General features: G+C 60.4%; 15 protein-coding genes. 7 read left to right on the plus strand and 8 right to left on the minus strand.

Annotated elements, in window-relative coordinates; genetic code table 11:
• Positions 1 to 19: 19 nt before the first annotated feature.
• On the minus strand, positions 20 to 5,662 hold the full coding sequence (locus tag ACP7BE_RS03045; protein ID WP_426104678.1) for a beta strand repeat-containing protein: 5,643 nt from the start codon (positions 5,660 to 5,662) through the stop codon (positions 20 to 22).
• Between the two features lie 226 nt (positions 5,663 to 5,888).
• On the opposite strand from ACP7BE_RS03045, the gene ACP7BE_RS03050 reads away from it, so the two are divergent.
• Both ACP7BE_RS03050 and ACP7BE_RS03055 read left to right on the plus strand, forming a co-directional pair.
• The gene (locus ACP7BE_RS03050) at positions 5,889 to 6,902 is read left to right on the plus strand and encodes a GlxA family transcriptional regulator (protein WP_176465188.1); all 1,014 of its coding nucleotides are present in this window, start codon (positions 5,889 to 5,891) and stop codon (positions 6,900 to 6,902) included.
• An 81-nt stretch (positions 6,903 to 6,983) separates the two neighbouring features.
• Positions 6,984 to 7,658 (plus strand): MgtC/SapB family protein, encoded by a 675-nt coding sequence (locus tag ACP7BE_RS03055; protein WP_095000434.1) that lies wholly within the window; start codon positions 6,984 to 6,986, stop codon positions 7,656 to 7,658.
• Between the two features lies 1 nt (position 7,659).
• On the opposite strand, the gene ACP7BE_RS03060 is transcribed toward ACP7BE_RS03055, so the two are convergent.
• Together ACP7BE_RS03060 and ACP7BE_RS03065 are read right to left on the minus strand one after the other, a co-directional pair.
• Entirely contained in the window at positions 7,660 to 7,956 is a 297-nt protein-coding gene (locus tag ACP7BE_RS03060) for an addiction module antidote protein (protein WP_095000433.1), read from the minus strand.
• Between the two features lies 1 nt (position 7,957).
• Positions 7,958 to 8,251, minus strand: a complete 294-nt coding sequence (locus tag ACP7BE_RS03065) for a type II toxin-antitoxin system RelE/ParE family toxin (RefSeq protein ID WP_095000432.1) — start codon at positions 8,249 to 8,251, stop codon at positions 7,958 to 7,960.
• 157 nt (positions 8,252 to 8,408) lie between these two features.
• Here ACP7BE_RS03065 and ACP7BE_RS03070 point away from each other — a divergent pair, with 157 nt between their 5' ends.
• Entirely contained in the window at positions 8,409 to 8,651 is a 243-nt protein-coding gene (locus tag ACP7BE_RS03070) for a hypothetical protein (protein WP_426104681.1), read from the plus strand.
• Positions 8,652 to 8,827: 176 nt separating this feature from the next.
• On the opposite strand, the gene ACP7BE_RS03075 is transcribed toward ACP7BE_RS03070, so the two are convergent.
• Both ACP7BE_RS03075 and ACP7BE_RS03080 read right to left on the minus strand, forming a co-directional pair.
• Positions 8,828 to 9,484 carry a CoA transferase subunit B gene (locus tag ACP7BE_RS03075; protein WP_095000431.1) on the minus strand — a complete coding sequence of 219 codons (657 nt, stop codon included), beginning with the start codon at positions 9,482 to 9,484 and terminating at the stop codon, positions 8,828 to 8,830.
• A 51-nt stretch (positions 9,485 to 9,535) separates the two neighbouring features.
• Positions 9,536 to 10,234, minus strand: coding sequence for a CoA transferase subunit A (locus tag ACP7BE_RS03080; protein ID WP_426104684.1), 699 nt, complete (start codon positions 10,232 to 10,234; stop codon positions 9,536 to 9,538).
• Positions 10,235 to 10,367: 133 nt separating this feature from the next.
• Between ACP7BE_RS03080 and ACP7BE_RS03085 the strand changes: the two genes are divergently transcribed.
• Positions 10,368 to 11,249 carry a LysR family transcriptional regulator gene (locus ACP7BE_RS03085; RefSeq protein ID WP_095000429.1) on the plus strand — a complete coding sequence of 294 codons (882 nt, stop codon included), beginning with the start codon at positions 10,368 to 10,370 and terminating at the stop codon, positions 11,247 to 11,249.
• 103 nt (positions 11,250 to 11,352) lie between these two features.
• Here ACP7BE_RS03085 and ACP7BE_RS03090 read toward each other — a convergent pair whose 3' ends face one another.
• From ACP7BE_RS03090 to ACP7BE_RS03100, 3 genes are all read right to left on the minus strand, one after another.
• The gene (locus ACP7BE_RS03090) at positions 11,353 to 13,482 is read right to left on the minus strand and encodes an FAD-dependent oxidoreductase (protein WP_426104686.1); all 2,130 of its coding nucleotides are present in this window, start codon (positions 13,480 to 13,482) and stop codon (positions 11,353 to 11,355) included.
• A 76-nt stretch (positions 13,483 to 13,558) separates the two neighbouring features.
• Positions 13,559 to 14,386 carry an alpha/beta fold hydrolase gene (locus ACP7BE_RS03095; protein ID WP_426104688.1) on the minus strand — a complete coding sequence of 276 codons (828 nt, stop codon included), beginning with the start codon at positions 14,384 to 14,386 and terminating at the stop codon, positions 13,559 to 13,561.
• Between the two features lie 17 nt (positions 14,387 to 14,403).
• Positions 14,404 to 15,735: a spinster family MFS transporter gene (locus ACP7BE_RS03100; protein ID WP_095020041.1), complete on the minus strand. Its 1,332-nt coding sequence runs from the start codon at positions 15,733 to 15,735 to the stop codon at positions 14,404 to 14,406.
• A gap of 379 nt (positions 15,736 to 16,114) precedes the next feature.
• On the opposite strand from ACP7BE_RS03100, the gene ACP7BE_RS03105 reads away from it, so the two are divergent.
• From ACP7BE_RS03105 to ACP7BE_RS03115, 3 genes are read left to right on the plus strand one after another with little or no spacing between them, the layout of a single operon-like run.
• Entirely contained in the window at positions 16,115 to 16,849 is a 735-nt protein-coding gene (locus ACP7BE_RS03105; protein ID WP_095000425.1) for an SDR family NAD(P)-dependent oxidoreductase, read from the plus strand.
• Positions 16,850 to 16,879: 30 nt separating this feature from the next.
• Positions 16,880 to 17,653: an SDR family NAD(P)-dependent oxidoreductase gene (locus ACP7BE_RS03110; protein ID WP_095020040.1), complete on the plus strand. Its 774-nt coding sequence runs from the start codon at positions 16,880 to 16,882 to the stop codon at positions 17,651 to 17,653.
• A gap of 10 nt (positions 17,654 to 17,663) precedes the next feature.
• Positions 17,664 to 18,293 carry a nuclear transport factor 2 family protein gene (locus ACP7BE_RS03115; protein WP_095000423.1) on the plus strand — a complete coding sequence of 210 codons (630 nt, stop codon included), beginning with the start codon at positions 17,664 to 17,666 and terminating at the stop codon, positions 18,291 to 18,293.
• Positions 18,294 to 18,296 lie beyond the last annotated feature (3 nt).

Consider the following 18,296-nt stretch of genomic DNA (forward strand, 5'->3'; position numbering starts at 1 on the left):
TTTTTACCTGCTGCGACATTTACACAATGTCAGTCGGGGCGATATCCGTCACACCCACCAACTTGATAATGCCGGTGATCCCCGTGCCGTCACCGTCGTATGCCAGATAGCCGTCGCCTCCAACGACGCCAAAGTAGTAGTTGGTGGTGCCATTGAGCGCCGTATCGGCGGCGGTGATAAAGGCTGCCACGTTGGCCGCGGGGGCCGCCACTTCCATATAGTTCGCCCCTGTGCCTGCGGTCGGGAAGTTCAGCGTGTCCACCCCGGAAGTGAAGCCGGAGGAGATCACTGTCGTTGCCGCAGTCAGTGAGCTATCGGTATCCAGGCCGCTGAAGTTGAAGGTGTCGGCCCCCACACCACCGGTGAAGGTTTTGTCCCCTTCGATGGTCACATTCAGGGTCTGGGCTGCGGTTGAATCGGCATCCGCATCCGTCACCACGACGTTGAAGGCCAGATGGGCATCCGGGGTGGTCGAGGTGACAAAACCCAGGTCAGTGATCTTGATCACATCGCCATCCCAGGTTCCCGCTTCACCGGCTTCTACAGGGTTGCTTTTACTGCCCTCGCCGGACTCGTTGCTGAAGGTCAAGGTGTTGCCAGTACTGGCCCCGCTGACGCCCACATTGCCATTGAGGTTGTAGCCGCTACCGCTGACACCCTCGGTGGAATCCAGCACCTGCAGGCCCTGGATCAGGTAGTTCTCGCTGCCGAAGTTGTAGTCGTTGCTCTCGATAATCACCGCACCGTCGTTCTGATCCAGGGTGATCCCGTAGGCTGCGGGGTTGGCAATCGGATGGAAGTTATTGGGTGAAGTCGAGGCGTTTTTTATGATGATGTCTTCGCTGTCGACAATGATCGCCCGGGTGATCTGGCTGTTGTCGTCAGGATCGATAAGCTTGAGCACCAGTACCAGGTCCTCGCTGCCGATGCCGTCGAACTTGACGTAGATCCCTTTGCTGGTGGCTGTGGGCGCTGCGGCTGTATCACCGAACGGGCTGGCGGTGAAGAAGTCCAGGTCCATTACCTCGCCTTGCTGGATGGTGTCACCGGCCACGCCGGCGGCGGTCCCGGAAACACTGACCCAGGAGGTTGCGGCAGAGAACAGCTCACCGGGGACGAAGGCGCTGTTGCCACCGGCCATGATGTTATTGGCACCGGTGCCTGAACCCTGTTCAGCGAAACCGCTGAACTGCACAAAGAAGTCGTCGGCCAGCTTGGCCACCGACACCGGCGGTTGCTGGTTGATTGGCGTTGTGCCGCCAATGTTGTAGCCGGTGAAGCCTTGTGCTGCGGAGGTTTTCAGGATGCTGAAGCTGTCGATATCGTCCGTCAGGCTCAGCGTGTAGGTGTCTGCCACCTTGTCAAAGGTCATGGTGCCGGTTGCGTTGGTCAGCGCGCCCAGCGTCGGGTTGTTGGAAACATAGGTGAAGGAGAGGTTGAACACCGCACTGGTGTCTGACTCCGAGGCCCATGTCACCACTTTGTTGCTGATGGCGGTGATGCCCACCGTGCTGTCTCCCATGCTCACGGACAGGTCGCTGTTTGCAGAGCTGTAGACCGTTCCCAGGCGCTCATCCGCGCCGATGTCATAGGCAAATACGCCAGTGCCGCCAGGAGTCGGGTTGCTGGCGTTGGCATAGACCACATTGGACTTGGCGGTGACCACGGGCGAGTCGTCATCCACGGTAATCAGCAGGCCGTTGGCGGCGGCCGTGATGCTGTCGCCGTCATAGTCCGTGGCATTGATTGCAGTGCCCAGAGCGATGTTCAGATCGTTCTCGTTCAGGCCGGCGGCATGGTCGAGTTGATCGAGCAGCATAAAGGCATAGGCCCCTGTCGCCGCTTGCACGCTGAAGGTGAACACCGAATTGCCGGCCCCGGCAGAAGCGGTCAGCAACCAGGTGTTACTGCCCGCGTCATAGGCAGTGGCATAGGTCACCGTGACCCCGCCGCTTTTCAGGCCCAGGGCTGACAGGCCATTGGTGGTCAGGGAGTAACTCAGCGGCTCGTCCGCACCGGACTGGAACAGGGCGCTGACATTGCCGCTGGCCAATACGATTTCCCCGGCCACGTCCCCGGTACCGCCCGGGATACCATCACCGGGGCCAGAGTCGGCCGCGCCTTCAAGTACACCGTCTTCGTCCACCGTGCCGGTGAGCAGATTGATCGATGCGAGTGGCGTGTCGTCATCCACCGTGATCACCAGGCCATCGGCCGCTGCCGTCACGCTGTCGCCGTCAAAGTCGGTGGCGTTGAGGGTCGTGCCGAGGGCGATGGTCAGATCATTCTCGTTCAGGCCGGCGGCATGGTCGAGTTGATCCACCAGAGTAAAGGCATAAGCGCCGGTTGCAGCGTGCAGGCTGAAGGTGAACACCGTATTGCCTGCTCCGGCCGAGGCCGTGAGCAGCCAGGTGCTGCTGCCTGCGTCAAAGGCGACCGCGTAAGTGACGGCCACGCCGCCGCTCATCAGGCCCAGTGCTGCCATGCCGGTGGTGGTCAGCGAATAGCTCAGGGCTTCGTCTGCACCCGACTGGAACAGGGTACTGACATTGCCGCTGGCCAATACGATTTCCCCGGCCACATCCCCGCTACCACCGGCGATGCCATCGCCGGGGCCGGCGTTAGCCGTGCCTTCCACCACACCGTCTTCGTCCACCGTACCGGTGAGCTGATTGATGGAAGCGATCGGTGAATCGTCGTTCACCGTAATCACCAGGCCATTGGCCGCTGCGGTCACGCTGTCACCGTCAAAATCAGTGGCGTTGAGGGTCGTGCCGAGGGCGATGGTCAGATCATTCTCGTTCAGGCCGGCGGCATGATCGAGTTGATCCACCAGGGTAAAGGCATAGGCGCCGGTTGCGGCGTGCAGGCTGAACGTGAACACCGTATTGCCTGCTCCGGCCGAGGCCGTGAGCTGCCAGGTGTTGCTGCCTGCGTCAAAGGCGACCGCATAGCTGACAGCCACGCCGCCGCTTTGCAGACCCAGGGCCGCCATGCCATTGGTGGTCAGCGAGTAGCTCAGCGCTTCGTCCGCGCCGGACTGGAACAGGGTGCTGACGTTGCCGCTGGCCAATACGATTTCCCCGGCCACATCCCCGGTACCACCGGCGATACCATCGCCGGGGCCGGCGTTAGCCGTGCCTTCCACCACACCGTCCTCGTCCACGCTGCCGGTGAGCTGATTGACCGTGGCGACAGGGGTATCATCGTTCACCGTGATCACCAGGCCGTTGGCGGCTGCCGTTACCGTGTCGCCATCAAAGTCGGTAGCGTTGATGGCGGTGCCAAGGGCGATGGTCAGATCGTTCTCGTTCAGGCCGGCGGCATGATCGAGTTGATCCACCAGGGTAAAGGCATAGGCGCCAGTGCTTGTGTGCAGACTGAAAGTGAACACCGTATTGCCTGCTCCGGCTGATGCAGTGAGCAGCCAGGTGCTGCTGATGGCATCAAAGGCGACCGCATAGGTCACGGTAACCCCGGCGCTTTTCAGCCCCAGGGCTGACAGGCCATTGGTGGTCAGCGAATAGCTCAGTGGCTCGTCCGCACCGGAGGCAAACAGGGTACTGACATTGCCGCTGGCAAGCACGATTTCCCCGGCCACATCACCTGTGCCGCCTGCGATACCATCACCGGGACCAGCGTTAGCCGCACCTTCGAGCACACCGTCTTCGTCCACCGTCCCCGTGAGCGGGTTCAGTGTGGCGATCGGGGTGTCGTCATCCACGGTGATTACCAGTTTTTGCGCCGTAGCGGTGACCGAGTCACCATCCTTGTCGGTGACCTTGAACACCGAACCCAACTGCAGCAGCAGTTCGTTTTCGCTGTTGTCGCCACCCACCGTATCCGGGTGGTCGAGTTGATCGAGAAGGGTGAAGGTATAGCTGCCGTCAGAGGTATTGGTCAGCTCCAGCTTGAACACCGCGCGGTCAGTGGCGGCGACGTATTCAGCAGCGGCACCGACATAGCCCCACAGGGTGTTGCCGATCACGTCATATTTAACCGCCTCGCCCTTGGAGGCCAGCGCCACCGCAGTCGCGGCGCTGTCAACTACTTGCACGGCGGAAGTGTCGTTGGACAAGGAGTAGCTTGCCGGCGCATCAGTACCGGATGTGAATACAGTGGCCACAGTGCCTGAGGCCGATGCCGGAACCAGCAGGCCCGCGTCGCCGACACCGCCGTCGATACCACCGGCCAGGCTGTCTTCATCCACCAGTGCCGTTACCGGCAGCCCCGCGGCGGCAGGGCCGTCGTCTTCAAAGTTAAACAGGCTGCCGACTTCCTGAGGCACGGCCACCACATTGGGCAGATGGAAACCGCCGATATCGAACGTGGAGTTGCCGGTGCCGCTGTTTTCAATTACCACGCGATTGTGGGTGCCATCAACGGTGTATTGCAGGGAGAAGTTGGCTTCGAAGCCGACAATCGTTGCGGTGCGGTCAAGGCCGCCATTGCTTGTGTTGAAGGTCACACTGATGCTGCCGAGCGTGGTGTTGGTCGTGACCCCGGTCAGACCGGCGATGGCAACACCATTGGCACCGATCACCGTGATACTGGCGATATAGCCAAGATTGTCTGCCCCGTTTACCGCATGGCCATTACCGTCAAGCAGGCCGTCATAGTAAGCCGATCCGACCTCCAGGCCGGTGGTGAAGGCGCTGATAGTGGCCGCACAGGTTTTCGGGGGGGTGGCCTGGGCGATGACAATGGTTGCGCCGCTTGCCGCGAAGAGCCCGCCAAACAGGATGTTGCTTTCGTTGGTCGCCTCACCATGGGTCAGGTCTGGCACGGTGTAACGCGCGTCCGGGTTGCTCACAAAACTGAAGATCATGCCTTCGCCAGCCTTGATCCCCTGGCTGTTGGTGCCGATGGTGGTAGGGCCGGCACCCTGACTGGTATTGACTGTGTCAGCCTGATTGGCGGGTACCTGATCCGGATCCATGCCGGTAACGATCAGGCCTGTGGTGCTGCCACCTGCCTTGAACATCAGAAAGCCGTTTTGCCCGGAGGGCAAACCGGCGAAATCAAAAGCCAGGTCCTGGCTGGCGGTTACCCAGAGGTGGTTGGTCATGTCGACCACATCATCGGGGTTGGCGGTGTCCGGGTGCAGCAGCGGTTCTTGCTGCACCATCCAGACCTTGGCCCCGGTTGCGGTTTCCTCCAGATAGGCAGCAAAAATAAGGGTACCGCCCGGATCTGCCAGGTCGTCCTCGGGTGCGGGTGTCGCCCCTTCAGTGCCAGCACGGCCCAGCACGATATTGTTGGCCGTGTCCGTATAAAGAAAGATTCTGGTGCCATCGAGGGTATACAGGCCGCTCCAGTCCGAGCCGCTGTTGGCGTTGGTCGGGTCGCCCAGCGCCTTGCCCTGGGCATCGGTAAAGGCCAGGTCCGCGTAGGTGCCGGTGATGGTGATCAGGTCGGCACCGCTGTTGCCGGCGGCGCCGGTATAGCCACTCAGCGCCGCATTCTTGACCGGTGTGGCGCCCAGCAGAGTGAACAGGCGGGACTCGAATGCGAAGGGCAGGTCGCCGGTATCATCGGTACCATTGATGGCCGCGACGGTAATGTCGTTATCGTTGATATCTTCGATATCGGTGGAGGTGGCGGCGTTCTGCAAACCGCTCGTTTCATCGACCGTGATACTGCTGTTCAAGATGATAGCCATGACGCTCTCCTGGCTGATTCCGGTCACAGAGCTGACCGCTGGGGATTTATTGCGACAGATCTCAACTATGGGTTTGTGCGTCAGGTTGCGCATCGGCCGATACTCCCAGGCGGTCTGGGAGTATCGGCCTATCAGGGAGGGGAAGCAGGAGAGCTGAGGCAGGAGCTTTTTCACCTGCCTACGGTTAGCATTGCGCCTTATAAATACACAAGAAACGGATCGAATCTTGACCGAACGACGTCAATTCAGCACCGGCATGAAGGGCAAGAACCTTCGCTACCTCAAAGACAGTGCCATAGAGCCAGGGCCCATGGTGCGTACCGGTTTTGTGTTGCTGGAGCATTTTTCGCTGCCGGCCTTCACCCAGGCGCTGGACACCATCATTACTGCCAACCTGCTGCGTGCCGGTTTGTTTTCTTCGCGCACCTATGGCTTGAGCGACGGTGAGGTGGTCAGCGATCTGGGCCTGGTGATCCGTCCCGATGCCTGTATTGATCCGGCGATGATCCATGAACTGGACCTGCTGGTGATTTGCGGGGGTTACCGGACCGAGTTGAAGCTCAACGATGAGTTGAGCAGCCTGCTCAGGACGGCTGCGCGTGCGGGTATCACGCTGGGCGGGTTATGGAACGGCGCCTGGTTTCTCGCCAGTGCCGGGGTGCTGGACGGTTATCGTTGCGCAATCCACCCAGAGCATCGCCCGGCACTGACCGAAGTGGCCAAAGCAGCGCAAGTCACCAGTGAACCCTATGTTATCGATCGTGACCGGATGACCGCCTCCAGTCCTGCCGGAGCCTTCCAGATGGCTCTGGGCTGGATCAAGAGCCTGCATGACAAGGCACTGGTGGAAGGCATCGAGGATATTCTGGCGTTCGAGGAGTCACGCTACCGACGGATCAAGCCGGCGGAAAATATCTGCGTCAGTGCGCCTTTGCGCGAAGTGGTCAAGCTGATGGACGCCAACCTCGAGGATCCCCTGGAGCTTGAGCAACTTGCGATTTATGTCGGCCGTTCCCGACGTCAGCTCGAGCGCCTGTTCAAGGAGCAACTGGGTACCACACCGCAACGCTATTACCTGGAATTGCGCATCACCGAAGCGCGGCGGTTGCTGCAGCACACCGAGCTGTCTCAAGTCGATGTCCTGGTGGCCTGCGGTTTTGTCTCGCCGAGCCATTTCAGCAAGTGCTACAGCGCCTATTTCGGCTATCGACCATCCAAGGAAGTGCGCCTGGTCAAATAACTCAGCCCGGCACAGTGCCGATCCTTGACTATGCTGTGGGCACTGACTGCGCAGGCAGATGCTCTGGTTCGAGGGGTTGGGATGATTTCAGAATGGGAAATGATTGGCCGTTTGCTGCTGGCAGCGGTGCTCGGCAGCTTGATTGGCTTGCAGCGCGAGCATCAATTCTGGACAGCAGGTTTGCGGACGCACATGTTGGTGGCGACCGGAGCATGCTTGTTTATGACCGTGTCGGCATTTGGTTTCCAACAGGCGCTGACCCAGCCGGGCACGCAACTGGATCCTTCGCGGATTGCTGCGCAAATTGTCACCGGCATCGGCTTTCTCGGGGCCGGGTCGATCATGATGCGCGGCGAAGTAATCAAGGGGCTGAACACGGCGGCTAGCCTGTGGGCAGTGGCGGCCATCGGCATGTCCATTGGCGGCGGCATGTATGTGCTGGGCGTAGCTGCGACCGTGTTGATTCTGGCCATTTTGATTGCCATCGGGCCTATCGAGCACCGCTATCGCGATTATATAAAGGTCCATGTGATCAAGCTGGTGGCCCCTCTTGGGGTGGTGAATCGCCAGAGCCTTGAGGAGTTTCTCGGTGAGGATGCTGCGCGACTCAAGCAGGTGGTGGTTGAGCAGGGGCCGGACATGGGGACCGAGAGCATCACGGTGGAGTTCAAAAGAACCAGCCGGGTTGAGACGGCAGAGCTGTTGAAGCGAATTCTGACCATTCCGGATGTCAGGGAAGAGCAGGCGCCGCATTAATTCAAGGCCTGTTGCCCTGGGTTGTAGCCTGCAGATCAATACCCAGGGAGTGCATCACTTTGATCACGGTTTCAAAGCGGGGCTTGGCACCCGCAGCGAAAGCCTTGTACAAACTGGCACGACCAAGCCCGGTGGCATTGGCTATTTGCCCCATGCCACGAGCTTTTGCAACGTAGCCAACGGCACGGATCAGTTCGTCAGTGTCACCGTCGGCAAGCACTTGAGTCAGGTATTCGCTGATGGCCTCATCGCTGTTCAGCAGCTGTGCCATGTCGAAGGGCAGTAGCGTAGTGGTCATGTTAAATCTCCTTTGCCATTTTATGCGCCTGGCGGATATCGCCAGGCTGTGTGGACTTGTCACCCCCAGCCAGCAAAATCACGATCGAGACCTCGCGCAGGGTGAAATACACCCGATAGCCTGCGCCGATATCAATGCGCAGCTCAGATACGCCATTGCCCACGGATTTGAAGTCACCCAAGTTGCCGGTTGATACCCGGTCAATTCTTCGGGCGATGGCGATCCGTGCACGCATGTCTCTTAAATTCAGCAGCCAATCAGCAAAAATTATGGTTTGCCGTATCTCGTGATTCATCAATGATTGTCTCCATTTGGAGACGATTTGCAAGCCTTGTTGTATGTCAGCATGATTTGCTCCGATGAGTGGTTGCGGCTTGGGTGGTGGTCTTGAAAAAGACTAGCCACCGGCCTTCATCACAGCAGGACAAATATGTGAGCGGCCATGACAAATCATGCCCTTGATGCAGGTGACTACGCGGGCAGGGCCATGGCTGGTGTTTGACGCACCGTCACAGCCCACGCAGTTGGTGGACACCGCCACCGATCAGCCGCTGGCCTTGATGCAACCGGTGGCTGCGGATGGTCGGGTGATTGGGCCCGGGCAAATCCGGGTAAAAAAATCGAGGTGTGAAGTCTTGAGTCCTGCAGCCGCTGCGGCTTCAGAGTTCACACTCGGATCACGCTTGCACCTGTAGATACTCTGTTGCAGGTAAAGTCCTATTGTGGGAGCGAGCCTGCTCGCGAACGACCTTCGCGAGCAGGCTCGCTCCCACAGTTGCAGTGTTTCTGTAGTCGCTGCTGAGGAACGAAGGCCGCGAGTCAGCTGTTACAGAGCCCTTGACCGGTAACAGAGTAGCTACAGGAATTTCGGTTAAAACTGCATCTCGGGCACATGCTCGGGGACGATCAGTTTGCCGGCGGTTTTGCTGACGATTTCTTCAACACTGACACCCGGGGCGCGCTCCTTGAGGATGAAGGCGCCGTTGTCGATTTCCAGATAGGCCAGGTCGGTCAGCACGCGCTTGATGCATCCGGCGCCGGTCAGTGGCAGGCTGCAACGCGCCAGCAGTTTGGACTCGCCGTCCTTGGACGCATGGGTCATGGTGACGATGATGTTCTCGGCACCGGCTACCAGGTCCATCGCTCCGCCCATGCCCTTGACCAGTTTACCGGGGATCATCCAGGAGGCGATATTGCCCTGTACATCGACTTCAAATGCGCCGAGCACGGTCAGATCAATATGGCCACCCCGGATCATTGCGAAGGATTCTGCCGAGGAAAAAATCGACGCCCCGGTGCGCGCAGTCACAGTCTGCTTGCCGGCGTTGATCATGTCGGCGTCGGCTTCACCGACGCGGGGGAAGGCACCCATGCCGAGCAGGCCGTTTTCCGATTGCAGCATGACTTCCATGCCTTCGGGGATGTAGTTGGCAACCAGGGTCGGAATACCGATACCCAGGTTGACGTAGAAACCGTCCTGCATTTCACGGGCGACGCGCTGTGCCATTTGTTCGCGGGTAAGAGCCATTTTTGTTCTCCGTGCTCAGGTTCAAAAGCTTGGGGCAGGGTGGGCAGAGGATCAGTCGCGCTCGGTGAGCTGTTCGATGCGTTTTTCAAACGTGCCGCAAATGATCCGGTCGACGTAGATGCCCGGGGTGTGGATCTGCGTCGGATCCAGCTCGCCGGGTTCGACGATTTCTTCGACTTCAACCACGGTGATCCTGCCCGCCGTAGCGGCCAGCGGGTTGAAATTCTGCGCGGTGTGGCGATAAATCACATTGCCGAAGTGATCGGCTTTCCAGCCTTTGACAATGGCAAAATCGCCGGTGATGGACTCTTCCATCAGGTAGGCACGGCCCTTGAATTCACGTGTTTCCTTGCCGTCTGCCACGGGTGTACCCACTCCGGTCGCGGTGAAAAACGCCGGGATACCGGCACCGCCGGCACGCATTTTTTCCGCGAGCGTACCTTGCGGGGTTAGCTCCACTTCAATTTCGCCGCTGAGCAACTGTTTTTCGAACAGGGCGTTTTCACCGACGTACGAGGCAATGACCTTGCGGATCTGACGGTCTTGCAGCAGTACGCCAAGGCCGAAACCGTCGACTCCGCAGTTGTTGGATACCACGGTCAGGTCACGGATGCCCTGGCGCTTGATCTGGTTGATCAGGTTCTCCGGGATGCCGCACAGGCCAAAGCCGCCAGAGATCACGGTCATGCCATCCTTGAGCCCGGCCAGGGCTTCTTCATAGGACGCCACACGCTTGTCGAAACCTGCCATATGCACCTCTTTTATTGTTCGCCGGCTGTGCTCAGCCATTGGTGATGAGTGTTACTGCGTATCATTGATTTGATAAGTTGATTTTTGCGTCGGATTAATAGATAAAACAAATCAATAAGCCTGAGGCCTGGCCATGACCGTAAAACAAATCCGTGCCTTTCTTGCGGTGGCCCAAAGCCTGAGTTTTGCCGTGGCCTGCGAACGTCTGCATTTGTCGCAGTCGGCCCTGAGCCTGACCATCAAGGCGCTGGAACAGGGCCTGGGCGGGCGATTGTTCAGTCGCACCACGCGCAATGTCGCCCTGACCCCGGAGGGCGAGTCGCTGTTGCCGCTGGCCCGGCGTTTGATTGCTGACTGGGACAATGTCGAAGACCAAATGCGCCAGCGCTTCACCCTGCAGCGCGGGCGCGTCACCCTGGCCGCCATCCCGTCGTTTTCGGGCAACTTGCTGCCGGCCATTGTGAAAAATTTTCGCGCGCGGCATCCCAAGGTCAACGTCACGGTCAACGATGTGATCAACGAGCAGGTACTGGAGATGGTGCGTGACCGGGAGGTGGAGCTGGGTGTGGCCTTCGAGCCGGCAGGCGCTTCGTCGCTGACGTTCACCCCGCTGTATCTGGACCGTTTTGTCGCCGTGGTGCCCCGTGACTCGGCACTGGCCGGGCTTGACTTGATCGACTGGCAGACCCTGCTGGAACAGCCCTTTATCACTCTGCAACGACCGTCTGCGGTGAGGGTGCTGCTGGAAGAACACTTGCAGGCGCGGCAGATGAAATTGCCGGTTGAATTTGAAAGCCATCAGTTGGCCACGGTGGGCCGCATGGTCGCCAGCGGGCTGGGCGTGAGCGTGGTGCCGGCCCTATGTGCCGAACAGATGCGTGAGCTGGGAGCCTGCTGCATCACCTTGCATGAGCCGGTGGTGGAGCGGGCCATTGGCGTTTTGACCAAGCCAGGCCATGAGCTTTCGTCGGCGGCCCAGGCGATGTTCGACAGCTTGTTGGAAAGAACCTGGTAATCGCGGTTGTGGGAGCGGGCTTGCTCGCGATGGCATCGACGCGGTTCAACCGCTATACCGCGCCGCCTGCATCGCGAGCAAGCCCGCTCCCACAGATGAACCGCTAGGCCTCGCGTCCGGCTTTGTGCCCGGCGCTGATTGCGCCTTCGATATAGCCGATACTGTGGCAGTCGCCGATGCTGCTGGCGCTCAACCCCGCTCGGGTCAGTTCGTCGAGCAGTCCGGTATCGGGCTGGGCGCCGATGGCAAGTACCACGGAGTCGGCGTCACTCTGCGCCGAAGTGCCATCGGCCAGTTGATAGCGCACGCTGTGGCCGTCGATCGCCGTAACGCTGGCCCCGGTGATCAACTCGCCGCCATGCACACGAATTTCATGCAGCACCCGCCAGCGCCGCACAATGGCCAGCTCCCGGCCCAGGTGAGTACCGCTTTCCAGCACGGTGACCTGACGTCCGCGGGCAATCAAAAATTCCGCCAGCTCCAGGCCTACCAGGCCGCCACCGATAATGGTCACGCGCTTGCCCAGCGGCATCCACACCCGCGACAGTTTTTCCATGGCTTCACGGCTGTCAGTAACGCCAGTCAGGCTGCCGGCCTTCATCAGTGCACGCTGGGTGAAGGACAGTTTGCGTTTGGCTATTTCTTCAGCACGGTCACCCGTCATCAAACGGCGCAGTTCGTCGCCACTCCAGACATGGTCCTGATCGGCGCCGGGGATGGCCGGTGCCGCACGTTCGGCACCTACGGCCACCAGCACCTGATCGGCACCCAGGTCGCGCAGCAGGGCAGGGCTGGCCAGGGTGTTGAGGCGGATATCAATCGCCGACTGCTGCACCTGCACCTTGAGATTTTCCAGCAGGCGGGCGTTTTCGGCATAGGCGAGGCCGGCGAAAAACAACGTGCCACCGAGGCGGTCGCTGCGCTCGAGCAGGGTCACGCGATGGCCGCGTAACGCGGCGATGCGTGCGGCTTCCATCCCGGCAGGCCCGGCTCCCACCACCACCAGATGCTTGGGTGTGGCAGTGGGGCCGATGACGTATTCGAACTCATGGCCGGTCATGGGGTTGACCGCGCATTTGACCCGCTCGTTGATAAAAATCTGGCTCACGCACACGTAGCAGTAAATGCACGGGCGGATACTCGCTTCCTGGTCGTTGAGCAATTTGTTGGGCAGGTCCGGATCGGCGAGGAACTTGCGGGCCATGGCAATGAAGTCGCAGTCGCCGCGCTTGAGGGCGGCTTCACCGACCTCCGGCTCGATCCGCCCCACGGCAATCACCGGGACTTGCACGCTACGCTTGAGCGCAGCGGTCCATTCCAGATACCCCCCGGGCTTGTGCACCAGTGGTGCCTCGGTAAACACCACGCCGCTGGTGATGCGCGCAGTGGCCGATACGCTGACCGCATCTACACCTGCCGCCTCGGCCATGCGTGCCACGGCGATGGCATCTTCAAGATTGATGCCGCCGGGGGTGTGCAGTTCTTCAGCATCCAGGCGCAGCCATACGGCAAATTCATGGCCGACTTTGGCCCGTATTGCAGCGATGATTTGCAGCAGCAGCCGGGCACGGTTCTCCAGCGAACCGCCGTACTCGTCTTCACGCTGGTTGTAATAGCCGGAGAGGAAACCGGCGATGATGTAGCCGTGGGCCGCATGGATTTCCACACCGTCGAAACCCGCTCGCCTGGCGCGGTCGGCGGCACTGGCAAACCACTCGATCATCTGCGCGATATCGGCGCTGTCCATTACACGGATCGGTGAGCCTTCGGCGCGACGCTTCATGGAGCTGACAAAGTTGGCCAGTTCTTCGGGCGTCAGCGCGGCCATCATGTCGCTTTGCAGCACCGGCGGCACCGAGGGCACCCATAGTTGCCGGCCTTCGGCCATGTCGCGCACTGCCGTCTTGCCGGCGTGCTGCAACTGCATGGCAATTTTTGCGCCGTGCTGGTGGACGCGCTCGGCGAGTCGGCTCAAACCGGGGATAAACTCATCGCTGGAAACGCCGACCTGGAATGGCTCGGCGGTCCCGGCCGGAAACGCCACCGAGCACACCCCCATGATCAATAGCCCGGCGCCGCCACGGGCGCGGGCTTCGTAATAGGCCTGAATGCGCTCGCCACACTGGCCATTGGCCTCGGCGAAGTTGGAGCCCATGGGCGCCATGATGATGCGGTTGCGCAGTTCAAGAGAACCTATGCGACCGGATGCCAGTAACTGAGGGTATTTTGTCATTGTTATTTCAGCCCGAGCGGGTGTCTGGAAGGGCTACGGCCGCCCGCAGGCAGCCGCAGGTCATGCAGGTATACGGTTAGCCGCGCAGGAACTCCAGGCACGCCTTGTTGAACATGTCGCGGTGTTCGACCTGTACCCAGTGGCCGCACTGATTGAGCATGATAAAACGCGCATTGGGAGCGTGGGTCAGCACTTTAAGCGCGCCGGATGCGGGGTTGAAATTGTCGTCGGTGCCCCAGAACCCGAGGATCGGTGCCTGCAGCTCTTCAAGGCGCTCGGTCATGTTGGGCACCATCATGGTGCTGAACAGATTGCGCGGCTGATGCACGGCCACGGCCACGCGCTCGGCCAGCAGGTTGTCGTCCAGTAGCGCGGTGTCGAACAGTTGCAGGCTCATGATCCGGCGCATTTGCTCGATGCCCAGCGGGCCTGCGTTATAGAGCTCGACCATGCGCTGGATGCCGATCATCTTGAAGTAGGTTTCGCGCTCTTCAACACCGCCGGGCGCCATGAGAATCAGTTTTTCGACGCGCTCCGGCTCAGCCAGCGCCAGGCCCAGGGCAATCGCACCGCCCAGGGAATTGCCGAGCAAGGTGGCGCGCTTGACCCCCACTGCCTTGAGAAAGCCCGACATGGCGCTAACGAAGAACGCCAGGTCATAGTTCACATCTTCCGGCTTGTCGGAGCGGCCGAAGCCCGGCAAATCCACCACCAGATTGCGAAAGCCGTTAGCCACAAACTGCGGATAGTTGCCCTTGAAGTTGCTGTAGCCACTGGCGCCCGGGCCACTGCCGTGCAACCACAATACGACCGGGCCGCTGCCCTCGTCGAGAAAGTGCAGGCGCAGGCCGCTGTCCAGTGTCACAAAGTGGCCGATGGGCAGGGGAAGGTCTTGTTCGATCATCACTCAATCTCCAGTTGTCAGGCAGTGGCCGCGTCAGCCAGCGGTGCTGGGGTCGGGGTCTTGTTCATCAGGTGGTTGCGGTAGCGCGGCAAGGCCATGGCCAGAAACACCGAGGCCAGAACCAGCAGCGAGATACAGGAAGCCAGGGCATAGCGCAGGCCTTCGTTGCCCAGGGTATGGGCAAAGCCGTCACTGAGCATGCCGATCAGCAGCGGCCCGACACCGACCCCGAGCAGGGTCATGGCCATTACAAAAATTGCAGTGGCCTGGGCCAGGCGGGTGGCTGGAAACAGATGGGAGATGGCGCCCAGGCAGGGCGTTGCCCACCAGGTGCCAAAAAAGCTGAATACGCAATAAAACAGAAACGCGGTCGGCATGGGTGTGCTGCCCATATAAAATGCAGTGCCCACTGGCCAGAGGAAATACGCCAGACCGAACGGGATGCTGATCAGCGTGCCCAGCAGCGGCACCCCGATTTGCCAGCCCTTGTCGCGACGCACCAGGCGATCACACAAAATGCCGCAGGTCAGGGTGCCGATGGTTGCCCCGGCACCGCCTGCGACCCCGGCCAGCAGGCCCGCGTCCTGCAGGCTCAGGCCGTGGGAGCGGATCAGGAAGCTCGGGCTCCAGGTACCGATTGCATAACCGGCAATGGCAGCCGAGCCGCCGGTGCACACCAGCCAGAGAAAGGACGGTGTCTGGAACAATTCGCGAACCGTGACCAGCCAGTGGTCTTGCGCGACCAGATTGGGGCTGACCAGCATCGCCGGCTTGGGTGCCCGCACGGTAAACAGCAGGATCAACCCGAGCAAAATCCCCGGTGCGCCGATCACCACAAAAGCGAAACGCCAGCCGTAATGCTGGGCAATCCAGCCGCCCAGACCGAGGCCGAAAATCGCCCCCAGACTTGAGCCCAGCATCAATACCGACAGGGCGGTCGAGCGGCGGTCGGGCGGGTAGAGGTCCGAGACCATGGCCATTGACGGCGCGGTGCCCCCGGCTTCGCCGATAGCGACCCCGATCCGGGCGATCACCAGCATGGTGAAGCTGGCGGCAAAGCCGCAGAAAATGGTCATGACGCTCCAGGCAATACAGCTGAAGGCGATGACTTTTTTGCGCCCGATCCGATCGGACAGGCGCCCCAGCGGAAAGCCGAAAAGGGTGTAGAACACGGCAAAGGTCACACCTGAAAGCAGACCTATACCGGTATCGGAAATGCCGAACTCGGCCTTTACCGGTTCGATCAAAATGGCCATCAGCAGCCGGTCTATGTAGTTGAAGATATAGATGGCTGCCAATACGCCCAGTGCGTAATGGGTTCGCCAGGTGGGGCGCAAGGGTATGGACACGACGGGTCTCCCGGTTTTTGTTCTAGTGAGTGAGTTATTCCACGAACCGGCTGGAGGAACATCGTCCATTTAGACCAGCCGGTCATGCACAGAATCTCTCTGGGGATGAAAGCTGTAGATACTCTGTTGCAGGTCAAGCCCTATTGTGGGAGCGAGCCTGCTCGCGAACGACCTTCGCGAGCAGGCTCGCTCCCACAGTTGCAGTGTTTCTGCAGCTGCCGTAGGAACGAGGCTGCTCGTCAGCTGCTACGGTCGTCATCCGCTCTTGAGCTGCTTAGTCCCATCGGACGATGTTCAGCTTTTGGCCGCAGTCAATGATTGCTCCCATACACCGTCCGGGCTTACCGGCGGGCCGACTTCGGGCAGGTGGGAGAACAGGATGAAATTGCTTAACAAAGTGGCGTTTGTAACCGGTGCAGGCCAGGGCATGGGACGAGCGATTGTTCGTCACTTTGCCGAGCAGGGGGCCAAGGTTGTCGCCGCCGACATCAACCTCGATGCCGCGCGTCAAAGCATTGAAGGGCTGGGCGAAAAGGCCCTGGCAGTGTCCTGCAACGTCGCTGACAGCGACTCGGTCGCCACCGCGATGGCTGCCGTGCATGCACATTTCGGCAGCCTCGATGTGCTGGTCAATAATGCCGGTATCGGCTCCATCGATGCCTTCGCACAAACCCCGGACGAACACTGGCAACGAGTGATCGGGGTCAACCTGACCGGGCCGTTTTTCTGCAGTCGTGAAGCGGTAAAACTGATGCTCGCCGCTGCCACGCCCGGCGTGATTATCAATATCTCCAGCACCGCCGCCCTGACCGGCGAAGGTCCGAGCCATTACTGTGCAGCCAAGGCCGGGGTAATGGGCCTGACCCGCAGTATGGCGCGCGAACTTGCAGGCAACGGCATACGGGTCAACACCATCGTTCCCGGCCCGACCAACACGCCGATGATGGCTGACATCCCGGACGACTGGATGCAAAGCATGCTCAAGGCCATCCCCCTGGGTCGCATGGGTGAAACCGATGAAATCGCTCGCGTCGCGGCCTTTCTGGCCAGTGATGACGCAGCGTTCATCACCGGTCAGAACCTCGCGGTCAACGGCGGCATGGCGTTTATCTGAGTGCCGCGCACAGCAATGGGAGAGCAGATCATGGGTACTCGTTTACAAGACAAAATTGCCTTTATCAGCGGCGCCGGTTCAGGCATCGGCGCGGCCACGGCGTTGCGCTTTGCCGAAGAAGGCGCGCTGGTGGTGTTGTGCGGGCGACGCATCGAGCCGCTGCAAGCCGTAGCGGCACAGATCCGTGACAGCGGCGGCCGCGCCGAATGCGCGGTGGCCGATGTCAGCAATGAAGCCGCTTATGTCGGCGCCATCAGCGAGGCGGCACAGCGCCACGGCCGTCTGGATATTCTGGTCAACAACGCCATGGCCTACAGCTGGGGCGCGATTGACAGCACCTCGACCGCTGACTGGCATTCGAACTTCGCCACCACGGTGGACGGCACCTTTTGGGGCACACGCACGGCCATGGGCCTGATGCGCGCCCAGGGCAGCGGTTCGATCATCAACCTGGCCTCGATCTGCGGGCAGTTCGGTACGCCGTGGATGGCCGGTTACTCGGCGGCCAAGGCCGCGGTGATCAACTTCAGCCGCGCTGCGGCCAGTGAAGGTGCCAGCCACAACATCCGTTGCAACGTGGTCAGCCCGGGTGTGGTCGAGACACCGGCCACGGCAGGCATGCTCACCGATGACAAGACGCGCACCAATACCGAAAAACTGATCCCGCTCAAGCGCGTCGGCCAGCCGGTGGAAGTGGCCAACGCCATTCTGTTCCTGGCCAGTGACGAAGCTTCATACATCACCGGTGCTTGCCTGCCGGTGGATGGCGGACGCAGCAGTGAGCTGTACACGGTATTGGAATAAGGACCCTTTTATGGAACAGAGCGCTTTGTTAGCCCGTCTCGATCGGCTGGAATCGATTGATGAGATCCGCCAGCTGGCTGGTAAATATTCGTTGTCGCTGGACATGCGTGACCTCGATGCCCACGTCAATCTGTTTGCCGAAGACATTCGCGTAGGCCGCGAAAAAACCGGGCGTGCGCACCTCAAGGCCTGGGTCGACGACACGTTACGCGACCAGTTTCATGGCACTTCCCATCACCTGGGCCAGCACCTGATCGAGTTCACCGACCCGGACCATGCCGTGGGCGTGGTGTATTCCAAGAACGAGCACGAGACCGGCCCCGAGTGGGTGACCATGCAAATGCTCTATTGGGATGACTATGAGCGCATGCAGGGGCGCTGGTATTTCCGCCGTCGCCTGCCGTGCTACTGGTACGCCAGTGACCTCAACAAACCGCCGATCGGCACGCAAAAAATGCGCTGGCCGGGGCGCGAACCCTACGCCGGTACGTTCCACGATCTGTTCCCGTCGTGGACCGAGTTCTGGGCCAGCCGCCCGGACAAGGAGCAACTGCCGCAAGTGGCGACAGCGGCTCCGCTCGAGCACTTTCTTGCCACCCTGCGCCGTGGGGCTGGCGCACCGAAAATCCGCGTGCGCTGAGGA

The sequence above is a fragment of the Pseudomonas sp. TWR1-1-3 genome (assembly GCF_049896805.1).
Classification (GTDB): Bacteria; Pseudomonadota; Gammaproteobacteria; order Pseudomonadales; family Pseudomonadaceae; genus Aquipseudomonas; species Aquipseudomonas bubulae.